Below are 11,225 nucleotides of genomic sequence, written 5' to 3'. Positions count from 1 at the left end.
GAGGCAGCCCCAAGACGAAACCACGGTCATGCGGTAACCAACCCGCGTATGAGAGCCTGCTCACCGTCGTCTCAGTTCCGTCTCCTACCCTGCGCATCTACAAAACACGACAATCGGCACTGCCGACCGGATTGGCATGACAAATTTGTTGACGGCGATCATGAGAACAGGGTGCTGAAATAGTCGGGCGTGGACACGGTTTGCGGAACATGTTCACCCTTTGCAAATAACATACTGGGGTGATTATGCGGGGAAGTGACGAGACGAGCGGGTCGCTGTTCAGCTATATCGATCTGGAGGCGCGGATCCCTGCGCGGATCCTTCTGCGTAAGATCCGACAGGTAGTAAATACTGCTCTGGGCAGCTTGGATGCCACATTTGCAGCGCTTTATACTGATTTTGGCCGGCCCTCGATCGCTCCGGAACGGCTGATCCGCGCAAGCCTGCTGCAGATCCTCTTTTCGATACGCTCGGAGCGACAGCTCATGGAACAGATGGAATATAACCTTCTGTTCCGCTGGTTTGGCGGTCTCGGGATTGATGATCCGGTCTGGGTTCCTACCGTGTTCAGCAAGAACCGTGACCGTTTGCTGAGCACGGAGATATCGCGGGAAGTGATGGCGCCATCCTGGCGCACCGTGAAGTCGCGCCTCTGCTATTGGACGACCTGTCAACGGCGGTGCAAAACTCGGCCATAGCGGCGGAGTAAAACCAGGCCAGTTGGTGAGGGTGTGCGCCATGGCGCGCGCGCTTTTCACATAGCTGGCGCGTGTCATGGCGCACTGGCGCCTTAGCTCCAATTGTCGTCAGATGTGTGGAGCAAGCTCAGCGCCGCTTGCGGGCATTGCTGTTTGCGAGGCGATAGCTTTCGCCGTTCATTTCGAGGATGCTGACATGGTGGGTCAGCCGGTCGAGGAGCGCTCCGGTCAGTCGCTCAGAACCGAAGGTTTCGGTCCATTCATCGAAAGGCAGATTGCTTGTGATAAGTGTTGATCCGCGCTCATAGCGCTGCGAGATCAGCTCGAACAGCAATTCGGCACCCGTCTTCGACAGAGGCACGAAGCCGAGTTCGTCGATGATGAGAAGCTTGTATCCCGCCATCTGCTTCTGGAAGCGCAACAGACGGCGTTCATCGCGGGCCTCCATCATTTCACTGACCAGGGCTGCGGCGGTGGTGAAGCCGACGGACAGACCCTTCTGGCAGGCAGCCAGCCCGATGCCGAGAGCGACATGGGTCTTGCCGGTGCCGGAAGGGCCGAGGGCAATGACATTCTCGCGCCGTTCGATCCATTCGCACCGGGCCAGCTCCAGCACCTGCATCTTGTTAAGCTTGGGGATGGCCGCGAAGTCGAAGCTGTCCAGACTTTTGACGGCCGGGAATTTCGCGGCTTTGATGCGACGGTCAACCATCCGCCTTTCCGGGTCGATCATTTCGAGTTCGACAAGCCGTGCCAGGTATCGGACATGGTCCAGCCCTTCCGCCGCGCATTGGCGGGCCAGCTTCTGATGCTCGCGCAGGAACGTCGGTAGCTTCAGCGCCTTGAGATGATGGGCGAGCAGGATTTCCGGGGCGTCACTCATGCAGCGTCCTCCGCATCGCCCGACAGCAGCCGCATGTAAGACCCCGCCCTGGTCTTCTCGACTGTCGCTTTCGGCAGGTAGGGATAGAAGTCAAGGTCCAGTCGCGGCGGACGATGCTCCACCCGGCACAGCAGCAGATGCTTCACCGCATCGAAGCTGAGCGCCCCCATCCGAAGAGCCTGGAGCACTGCCGCCCGCACGTCCGCCAGATCGAAGGCCTCCAACAGCCGCAGGACCTGGACATATTCGCGCCGACCCTGTCGGTTCATCCGCACCTCCATCAGACGGCGCAAGGTGGCGAACTCTTCCGGCAGGTCCCAGCCCTGCAACGGGGCCGCCTGATCCAACGCATTGATCTTTTGTTCGATCAACGGAAGGTAATGGATCGGGTTGAAGACCAGTTCATCGCGATCCCAGCACCGGGGATGGCGGGCGATCACCTCGCCCCGGCAGCCGATCACCACCTCATGGATATAGCCCCGGATCCAGACATCCTGGTGGCCGTATGCAACCGGCACCGAGTAATCGTTGGTCTTGTAGCGCACCAGAGATTGCGACGAGACCCGGCCGTTGTCCTGATCGCAGGCATCGAACGGGGCTGCGGGGAGCGGGCGGATCGCAGCAAGGTCGCGCTGTAATCTCTCACCGATCGTCTCGCTTTCGCCGCGCAGGACGGCGCGCTGACGCTTGCGGCATTGCTCCTCCAGCCAGACGTTGAAGCCGTCCCAAGTGCCGAACTCCGGCAGCGGCACCATGAAGTTGCGCCGCGAATAGCCCACCAGGCCTTCGACATTCCCCTTGTCGTTGCCCTTGCCCGGCCGGCCATAGCGATCCCGGATCAGGTAGTGCGACAGGAACCCGCTGAACAGCGAGGCGCGCTTTCTGATTCCATCCGGCAGGATCTTCGCCACCAGGCACCGGTCGTTGTCGTAGAGCACAGACTGGGGAACCGCGCCGAAGAACGCGAATGCATGGATATGGCCATCCACCCAGGCCTCGGCCACCGCTGCAGGATAAGCCCGGACGTAGCAGCCATCACTGTGCGGGAGGTCCAGCACGAAGAAGTGTGCCTTCTGCTCGACCCCGCCGATCCGGACCAGGGCTTCGCCGAAGTCGGCCTGAGCGTGGCCCGGCGGATGCGACAGAGGCACGAATACTTCCTGGCCACGTCGCTCACGTTCCCGGATGTAATCCTTGATGATCGTATAGCCGCCGGTGAAGCCACACTCATCGCGAAGCCGGTCGAACACCCGCTTCGCCGTATGCCGCTGCTTGCGTGGCATGGTCCGGTCCGCCTCCAACCACCCCTCGATGATCGGGATAAACGGATCGAGCTTCGGGCGGCGGACTTCGACCGATCGACGGTAGCCGGGCGGAACCGAAAACGACATCATCTTCCGAACCGTGTCCCGCGACACATTAAACACCCGTGCCGCTTCCCGCTGGCTCATGCCCTCCGCACAAGCCTGACGAACTCTCAGATATAGCTCCACGCTGTAAATCCCCACGCCCTCCCTGCTGCAGCAGAAAGGGAAAACTGGACGACTTTTAAGCCGCCCGCAGCCGCATCATGCCGCCGCTTCCGTGGTCGAATTTCGCACCGCCGTTCTCAGAAGACCCTGAACGGCCTTACGCCTTACGAATACATCTGCAAAATCTGGACTTCAGAGCCCGAAAGATTCATCCTCGATCCGATCCACCAGATGCCGGGACTGAACACCTAAGCGCAGAAGATCGTGCGAAAGGGGGGCTGGCGTGTAAGGGAGCACGACGGCGAAGGCAAATTCGCCAGGCTGCTCCGTCCGGCACTGAATTCCCACTTCCGATAGAGGGGGCTGACGGGCTGTTGAGCGGGCAGAGAGGCCTTCAAAGCAAGTGATCTGAGTCGCGCCCCAGACAGCCAAAGGTATGCTTTTTATCGCCTTGTGTCTAAGGCGGAGGACAGGCAGACACGTGCAGCGAGAAAGTCCTCACGGATAATGCAATCTCAGGTTTAAACGCGGCTGGAAATCCAGAGTATTATTTTTCACCCAACGCAGGAAAATGACAACCTGTTGATAATAATCATTAATTATTATCTCCACTCTTGTCTCTCCTTCTTCAGATAAGATTAAACCCGCTCCCGACCCCACGAATTCCACCAAACCGGCTCACGCTCTTGTGTGGTTAAAGCCACAGAGTTCAGCGTGCGTTAACCGGGGGAATTACATGCCAAAGAATGGTGTGTATCGGTTAACAAATCTGACCTTTGCGGAGGGCAGCCGTGATGTCGAAAGCTGGGGCAACTCTGGGCGTTCGACATTCAGGCAGATCTGCGGGTCGGTTCCGCGACCCCCTCTCAACCGGATCGGGAAGCGGTCAGAAGCTGGCACATTTGCCCCGACAGGGGCCGGACGAACAATACTCCCACCGGCATCAGCCGGCCGGCTGAGCCTTTGCGCTCTGGGAGGGGACGTTATGCGGCAGATTATCACCCGTGCTGGCAGCTTTCTGCGCCGGAGCGCAGGCACGATGCTTCTGTCGGGCCTTGCGGCTGTCAGCGCTGCCGGGCCGGGGTTGTCGCAAAACGTGATCTGGGAAGATTTCGGCGGTTCTGAACGCGTCAATCCTCTCGCTCTGCTGGACGGCAGAGAGCGTTATCGCAACCTGACGGGCGATCCGCTCAGCGTGCTGAAAAGCTTTTCGGCTGATCCCGGCCATGTGATCCGCAGCGGTACCAGTTCCAACATCAACTATACCGTCGCTTCGCAGACGCTTTGCAATACCGACACCGACGGCTCCGGTTCTCCAAACGGGCCGTCCTGTCTGATCGGGGCGATGGGACGGGTGATGTGGGCAAGGGTGCAGTTCCCGATCGCCGGAAACTATACCTTCTCGCTGAACCACGATGACTAGGTCGATATCGACATCTCGGGAAGCTACCTGAGCAACAGCTATAAGACCGTCTCCTATAATCTTCCGGTCGGGGGCCTGCCGAATTACTCGCAGGAGACCACCCGCAGCTCGCTTCCCGGCACCATCTATGCGCCCGTTAACAACAGCTGCGGCTGGGTGCGGATTTATTGGAATAACGTCGGCGGTAAGAACCACCTGGGCCTGCACTGGACCAACCCGAACGGCGGCCCCTCTAACCCGGGCACGACGGCGCAGATCATCCCCTCCGCGCGCTTTCTGCCGGTCAATGTGACGCCCGGGCCCACGGTCTGTGCGGCCTCGGTGACCTCAGCCGCGACGGCGATCCAGCTTTCCAAAGAACTCGGCTCCAACGGGCGTGCGCGTCCCACCGATCAGTTCGATCTGCGGATCACCGATACGACGAACAATTCGGTGTTGGCCACCGCAGGTTCGGGTGGCAGCAGCACCGGGATCGTCGCCGATACCGGCGGGGTCATCGTGCAATCCGGGCGGACCTATCGTCTGTCCGAGACCATGCGGTCCGGCAGCATTTCGGATCTGTCTCTCTATAACCCTCAGCTGAGCTGTACCCGGAACGGGGTGCCTTTCACGCCCACGAGCGTCAGTACCGGCGTCTGGACGGTCTCAGTGACTCAGGCCAACCAGCAGTTTGACTGTACCATCCGCAGCCAGCGCACTCTGGTTCCGCCGCTTGCGGCGGATGATGTCATCTCGGGGCAGGCGGTCGGGACCGTAGTCACCTTCACGCCCTTCAGCAATGACACTGACCGGGGCGGCTCGGGGCTGAACAACGGCAGTATCGTTCTTCTGACCAATGGTCAGCCGGCCGGCTCCTCGGTGAGCGCTGACGGAAAACGTCTGACGGTTCCGGGGCAGGGGGTCTGGCAGGTCACCTCTGACGGCCGCACGGTCTTCACCCCGGCGAGCGGTTTTGCGGGGAACCCGACCCCGGCGCGCTACCAGATCCGCGATAATGATGCGCAGATCTCAAACATCGCCACGCTCACCGTGACCTGTTCGCCGCGCAGTGATCTGCAGATGCTGAAGACGGCCAGTGCGGCCAACCCGATCATCGGATCTCAGGTCACCTTTACTCTGACCGTTCGCAACGATGGCCTGTCAGACGCGACCAATGTGCGGGTCACCGATCGGCTTTCGGCAGGCTACACTTGGGTCTCTGACGATTCCGGCGGGAGTTACGACCCCGCGACCGGGGGCTGGGTGGTGGGCAGCCTTGCCAATGGCGCCAGCCGCACGTTGCGGATTGTGGCCGTGGTGAACCCGACCGGGCCTTACGACAATACTGCCGTGGCAACCGGCGATCAGCCGGACCCCGTTCCCGGCAATAACACCAGCACAACGACGACAGTCCCGGTTCCCCCTGTCGCTGACATCGGGATTGCGAAAACCGTCAGCAATTCTGCACCCCTCGTCGGCTCTGAGGTCACCTTTACGCTGACGGTCGTCAACAACGGCACTTCTCCCGCCACCAATGTGCGGGTCACCGATCAGCTGCCTGCGGGCTACACCCTCATCAGCGATAACTCGGACGGCAGTTATGTGCCGGGCACGGGTCTCTGGACCGTAGGATCTTTGGCTGTTGGCGAGAGCCGGATTCTCACGATGACCGCGCGGGTCAATGCAACCGGGCCTTACGTCAATACCGCCTCCGCAACTGTCCGCCATCAGCACCCTTGGAACAGTTTGGCATCGCCCCCTGCGCGTGCAGCGAAAGACGAAGAGGGGCAGGGCAGTATGGGCCTGCCCCCTTTTCTTTTGTCGAGGGCGAAAGGGAGCGCGGGGGTGTCGTCACGGCTCTCAGCGGAAAGGGCGGTCGCAGACAGGGCGGCGCTGATCTGTTGCAAACGCCCCCCCCCAAGGAGACTGCGCGGCCGGGCTTCCGGGGCCGGCTCAGCGTGATCCGTCGAAATGCCTGATCGCTTTGACGACCAGGTTGGCGAGGCTTGAGGCCCCCATTTTATCGCGCAGAACCACGCAGATATTGTTGACGGTTTTATAGCTGATGCAGGCGCGCTCCGCGATCTCGCGATAAGAAAGCCCCTCCGCGATCATCCCCAGAATCTCTTCCTCCCGCGACGTCAGGCGCGGGGTGTCATTGCGGCTGCCCTGCACTTCCATCAGCGCGATCTGGGTGGCCAGGCGGTTGCCGATGAAATTCCCCCCCGCCATTACCTGATCGAGGGCGGCGTGGATTTCTTCGAGGGGCGAGTCTTTGTTGATGATGCCATTGGCCCCGGTCTTCAGCGCGCGGCGTGCGAGAACCGGGCTGTGGTGCATGGTGCAGACCAGAATCGCAAGGTCGGGGGCGATTTTGCGCAGACGCGAAATCAGCTTAATGCCCGCGACCCGGTTCTCGCCGAGGGTCAGATCGATGACGATCAGATCCGGATCCTCGCGCCGCCAGGCCCGCCAGCCTTCCAGAACCGTCCCGGCGGTGTGGATCTCGGCGTTGAACCTTGCCCGGATGATGCGGCCCCAGCCCTCTGCCACAACCGGGTGATCGTCGACGATCACCACCCGGCTGCTGCGTCCGGGGGCTTCGGTCTGTCTGAAATCAAGGCTCATCGGTGGGGCATCCTCAGGCTGGTCACAGTCAATCCGCCCGCGCGGGACGGAGCTTTGAACACGGCTCCCAGAGCGAGGGCGCGGTCCATAATGCCGCTCAGCCCGTGTCCGGGCTGGGGCGGGGTTTCATCGGGACCGCTGCCATTGTCGCTCACGGTGATCAGCAGGCTTTTGGGGGCCCCGGAGTGATCCTCAAGCCGGATGGTGATCCGGTCGGCCCCGCCGTGGCGCAGCGCATTCAGAACGCTTTCGCGCACGAAGCGGTAGACCGAAAGCTCGGCCACCTCGCTGAGGGCCGGAAGCGGGCCGGAGCCGGTTTCAAGCCGGATGTCCGGGGCAGGGTGAAGCCCTGCGAATTCCACAACCAGTTCCTCCAGCGCCTCGCACAGCGGCACATGGCCGATCACCATCGGGCGCAGATCATTGATGGCTGAGCGCGCCATGGACTGAACGGCGCGGGCATGGCTGAGGCTGGCCTCAAGCGCCTCGCTGAGCGGCGCACCGTCTGACGCCCTGCCGGTCAGAGAGCGGATCTGCTCGAGCGCGCTGGTCAGCGCGAAGAGGCGCGGGCCCATCTGATCGTGCAGATCAAAGGCGATCCTTGCGCGCTCATCCTCTCCGATGGTCAGAATGCGCTGTTGCAGCACGATATTATCGGCGCGCTCACGGGCGAGAAACTCGGCCAGATCATTGATGCCCTGACCCAGATCGCTGAATTCCCGCGCCTGCATCGGCGGCACCCGCGTCTCAAGGTTGCCGCGGCGCATGTCAGAAACGATGGCTTCAAGAACCCGGATGCGGCGCAGAAAGACGCGGCAAAGGGCCACCGCGATCAGAACCATCACCGCCGCACTCAGCGTGATCAGCGGGATGATCACGCGGAAATCTTCCCAGACCTCTTCGATCTCATCGGCCGGATCAGTGGTCAGATGCAGCCGCCCGATCACCCCGCCTTCGGCATTGAGGACGGGAACGTCGACGCTTTCCGTCTCATGCCGCATCAGGGCCGAAAACCAGGATGGCGGGTGATCGTCGCTCTCCACCTCGGCCTGTGCAGGACCGGCTGGCAGCGCCAGCGCATGGCCCCCGGCATCAACGGCATAGGCAGAGACGTGGCGCAGGGCATCAAACTCAGCGGCGAGCCGCATCAGAAGCGGCCCGGTCTCCTCGCCCGGCGCTCCGATCCGCAGGCCGCCGCCCAGAGTTGCGCCCGCGCTCTGAAGCGCCGTGCGGGTCTCCTGCCAGATTGCGACGCGGGCATTCAGGACGATCAGCGTGGCAACGGCCAGGCACATGGCAAGCCCGGTCGCCCCGGCGATCAGCGCCACTCGTTTCATCAAAGACGGCTGTCTGCCGGCCGCGCTGCCGGCCATCCCGGCAGTATCGGGGAAAGCCGCGTCAGTCATGGCGCACCTGCGCCAGACGCGCCAGTGCGCCCCGGTGGTCTTCGCCCTGATCGCGCAGCACCCGGTAAGACTGGATCTCTGCGGAAAGGGTGTTCCCGCTCCGGCGCGGCAGCGCGAGAAAATCGGTGATCAGCCCGGAGAGCGGCAGAGTTGCGCCATTGTCCCGCCAGAGCCCGGCAAAGCGGTTGGCAATCATCCTCGGCTCTTCGCGCCATTGACCCCCCGCCCGCGACAGAAGCCCTGCGAGCGCGGCTTCCTCTTCTCCGCTCAGCCGGCTCAGAAAGGCGGCCGGGGCCACAGGCGATCCCGGCTCAAGCCAGAGGGTCTCCGTGGCGTCACTGCTCCGGGCTGTGGTTTCGCCTGTCGCAATGTTTACGGCCTCGCCGTCTTCATAGCAGCCCTGCAATGCCAGCAGCGCCGGCAGCAGGACCGCGGCAGACATCATCCGTGACCGGGTCTCTGCGCGTTCCATATATCCTCCCTGATCAGAGCCCCTCCGGCGATTCGCCAAAGGGGCTTCTGACCTCCTCACAGGCTATGTCAGCCAAAGGGATGAGGCAACGTCAGGTGCCTCAGACGAAAGGCTGAGGGGGGAGGGCATTTCGGGAATTTGCCCCCTGACCCTCGGGATATTCATCCCGTGAAAGTCAGGAAATCTCGCCTGCTGACAGAAAAAATTTCCGATGTTTCAATTGTATACGGAGGAATGCCGAAGGGAACGAAGATTGCGGGACCCGCAGGAGCGGCGCCGTCTTTCCGACCCGGACGTGGTACAGAGGAGGACCCAAGGGATGAGATTGACAGGACTGTTGTCCAGGACATCGCGACTGGTACTCGCGGGCATGTTGATGGGCGCACCGCTGATGGCGGTACCCGCACTTGCGAATGATAAACTGGTCGAACTTGCAAAAGACCCGGCGAACTGGGTCATGACCGGCCGCGATTACAACGCGCAGAACTATTCGACCATGACGGAGATCAACAAAGAGACCGTCAAACGGCTGCGCCCGGCGTGGTCCTTCTCGACCGGTGTGCTTCACGGCCATGAGGGCACGCCGCTGGTCGTGGGTGACAAAATGTTCATCCACTCGCCCTTCCCGAACACCACCTTTGCGCTGGATCTGAAAGATCCCGGCCGCATCATCTGGCAGAATAAGCCCAAGCAGAACCCGACCGCGCGGACAGTGGCCTGCTGTGACGTGGTCAACCGGGGTCTGGCCTATTGGCCGGGCGATGACGAGCGCGGTGCCCTGGTCTTCCGCACCCAGCTTGACGGTCATATCGTTGCCATGGATGCCGAGACCGGTGAGACGGTCTGGATGATGGAAAATGCCGACATCAAAGTCGGCGCTACGCTGACCATTGCGCCCTATGTCATCAAAGACATGGTGATCGTCGGCTCCTCCGGGGCGGAACTCGGTGTGCGCGGCTATGTCACCGCCTACAACGTGAAGTCCGGTGAGCAGGTCTGGCGCTCCTTTGCGACCGGCCCGGATGAGGACATCCTGCTGGCCGATGACTTCAACGCGCCGAACCCGCATTACGGCCAGAAGAACCTCGGCATCGAGACCTGGGAGGGCGACGCCTGGAAAATCGGCGGCGGCACCAACTGGGGCTGGTATGCCTATGACCCCGATATCGATCTCTTCTACTACGGCTCGGGCAACCCCGCGCCCTGGAACGAGACGATGCGCCCGGGCGACAACAAATGGACCATGGCGATCTGGGGCCGCGAGGCCACCTCAGGCAAGGCGAAATTCGCCTATCAGAAAACCCCGCATGACGAATGGGACTATGCCGGCGTCAACGTGATGATGCTGTCAGAGCAGGAAGACAAAGAGGGGAAGATGCGCAAGCTTCTGACCCACCCGGACCGCAACGGGATCGTCTATACGCTTGACCGCACCAACGGCGATCTGATCTCGGCCGATAAGATGGATGACACCGTCAACTGGGTCAAAGAGGTGCAGCTCGACACCGGTCTTCCGGTGCGGGATCCCGAATTCGGCACCCGGATGGATCACAAAGCACGCGACATCTGCCCCTCGGCCATGGGCTATCACAACCAGGGCCACGACAGCTACGATCCCGATCGTAAGCTCTTTATGATGGGCATCAACCACATCTGCATGGACTGGGAGCCCTTCCAGCTGCCCTATCGTGCAGGCCAGTTCTTCGTTGGTGCAACCCTTGATATGTATCCGGGCCCCAAAGGCGACCGCCAGAACGCCCTCGGCCTGGGCCAGATCAAAGCCTATAACGCCATCACCGGCGAAATGGCCTGGGAGAAGATGGAGCGCTTTGCAGTCTGGGGCGGCACCATGGCCACCGCAGGCGGGCTGACCTTCTACGGCACCCTCGACGGCTTCATCAAAGCGCGTGACAGCGACACCGGCGATCTGCTGTGGAAGTTCAAACTGCCCTCGGGCGTGATCGGTCACCCCATGACCTATGAACATGAGGGCCGCCAGTATGTCGCCATCTACTACGGCGTCGGCGGCTGGCCGGGTGTGGGTCTGGTCTTTGACCTGGCAGATCCGACCGCAGGTCTCGGCTCGGTGGGTGCCTTCAAACGTCTGAAGGAATTTACCCAGATGGGCGGCGGCGTGATGGTCTTCTCTATCGATGGCGAAGGGCCTTACTCTGATCCGAACGTCGGTGAATACATCCCCGGCAGCCCGACCTGATCTTTGCAGGGCAGCCGGATCCGCTTCGGCTGCCCGCCTTGAAGGTTCT

Annotated in this window: 8 protein-coding genes and 2 pseudogenes; 5 read left to right on the top strand and 5 right to left on the bottom strand. The window is 61.6% G+C overall.

Going from position 1 to position 11,225, the window contains the following annotated elements; genetic code table 11:
• Positions 1 to 245 precede the first annotated feature (245 nt).
• Positions 246 to 667, top strand: a pseudogene (locus EP867_RS09955) (transposase); the annotation flags it as partial.
• 158 nt (positions 668 to 825) lie between these two features.
• Here the strand turns inward: EP867_RS09955 and istB are convergent.
• Positions 826 to 1,581, bottom strand: coding sequence for an IS21-like element ISPve1 family helper ATPase IstB (gene istB, locus EP867_RS09950; protein WP_128488674.1), 756 nt, complete (start codon positions 1,579 to 1,581; stop codon positions 826 to 828).
• Positions 1,578 to 3,074, bottom strand: coding sequence for an IS21 family transposase (istA, locus tag EP867_RS09945; protein ID WP_128488672.1), 1,497 nt, complete (start codon positions 3,072 to 3,074; stop codon positions 1,578 to 1,580). The genes istB and istA overlap by 4 nt, the downstream gene beginning before the upstream one ends.
• Before the next feature lie 111 nt (positions 3,075 to 3,185).
• Between istA and EP867_RS09940 the strand changes: the two are divergent.
• The 3 genes and pseudogenes from EP867_RS09940 to EP867_RS09930 all read left to right on the top strand — a co-directional run.
• A pseudogene (locus tag EP867_RS09940) lies at positions 3,186 to 3,305 on the top strand (IS481 family transposase); the annotation flags it as partial.
• A 733-nt stretch (positions 3,306 to 4,038) separates the two neighbouring features.
• On the top strand, positions 4,039 to 4,476 hold the full coding sequence (locus EP867_RS09935) for a hypothetical protein (RefSeq protein WP_128488670.1): 438 nt from the start codon (positions 4,039 to 4,041) through the stop codon (positions 4,474 to 4,476).
• Positions 4,477 to 4,632: 156 nt separating this feature from the next.
• A complete protein-coding gene (locus EP867_RS09930) occupies positions 4,633 to 6,417 on the top strand; it encodes an Ig-like domain-containing protein (protein WP_128488668.1) in 1,785 nt (594 codons plus the stop codon).
• On the opposite strand, the gene EP867_RS09925 is transcribed toward EP867_RS09930, so the two are convergent.
• Genes EP867_RS09925 through EP867_RS09915 form a run of 3 tightly spaced genes read right to left on the bottom strand, consistent with a single transcriptional unit; the run spans position 6,409 to position 8,961 of the window.
• The gene (locus EP867_RS09925) at positions 6,409 to 7,083 is read right to left on the bottom strand and encodes a response regulator transcription factor (protein WP_128488666.1); all 675 of its coding nucleotides are present in this window, start codon (positions 7,081 to 7,083) and stop codon (positions 6,409 to 6,411) included. The genes EP867_RS09930 and EP867_RS09925 overlap by 9 nt on opposite strands.
• Positions 7,080 to 8,489, bottom strand: a complete 1,410-nt coding sequence (locus tag EP867_RS09920) for a sensor histidine kinase (protein WP_128488664.1) — start codon at positions 8,487 to 8,489, stop codon at positions 7,080 to 7,082. Before EP867_RS09920 ends, EP867_RS09925 begins: the two co-directional genes overlap by 4 nt.
• On the bottom strand, positions 8,482 to 8,961 hold the full coding sequence (locus tag EP867_RS09915; protein WP_128488662.1) for a hypothetical protein: 480 nt from the start codon (positions 8,959 to 8,961) through the stop codon (positions 8,482 to 8,484). The genes EP867_RS09920 and EP867_RS09915 overlap by 8 nt, the downstream gene beginning before the upstream one ends.
• A 319-nt stretch (positions 8,962 to 9,280) precedes the next feature.
• Between EP867_RS09915 and EP867_RS09910 the strand changes: the two genes are divergently transcribed.
• Complete coding sequence (locus EP867_RS09910) at positions 9,281 to 11,176, top strand: methanol/ethanol family PQQ-dependent dehydrogenase (protein WP_323749936.1); 1,896 nt, start codon at positions 9,281 to 9,283, stop codon at positions 11,174 to 11,176.
• The last annotated feature ends 49 nt before the right edge of the window (positions 11,177 to 11,225 follow it).

The organism is Falsigemmobacter intermedius (genome assembly GCF_004054105.1).
GTDB classification, from domain to species: domain Bacteria; phylum Pseudomonadota; class Alphaproteobacteria; order Rhodobacterales; family Rhodobacteraceae; genus Wagnerdoeblera; species Wagnerdoeblera intermedia.
Note: the sequence above shows the minus strand (reverse complement) of the source record. Positions and strands in the feature narration are given on the sequence as shown.

What these genes read in the sequence shown, in the direction of transcription:
- istB (WP_128488674.1), bottom strand. Translation starts at nt 1,581, where the DNA reads ATGAGTGACGCCCCGGAAATCCTGCTCGCCCATCATCTCAAGGCGCTG.
- EP867_RS09935 (WP_128488670.1), top strand. Translation starts at nt 4,039, where the DNA reads ATGCGGCAGATTATCACCCGTGCTGGCAGCTTTCTGCGCCGGAGCGCA.
- EP867_RS09925 (WP_128488666.1), bottom strand. Translation starts at nt 7,083, where the DNA reads ATGAGCCTTGATTTCAGACAGACCGAAGCCCCCGGACGCAGCAGCCGG.
- EP867_RS09920 (WP_128488664.1), bottom strand. Translation starts at nt 8,489, where the DNA reads ATGACTGACGCGGCTTTCCCCGATACTGCCGGGATGGCCGGCAGCGCG.
- EP867_RS09915 (WP_128488662.1), bottom strand. Translation starts at nt 8,961, where the DNA reads ATGGAACGCGCAGAGACCCGGTCACGGATGATGTCTGCCGCGGTCCTG.
- EP867_RS09910 (WP_323749936.1), top strand. Translation starts at nt 9,281, where the DNA reads ATGAGATTGACAGGACTGTTGTCCAGGACATCGCGACTGGTACTCGCG.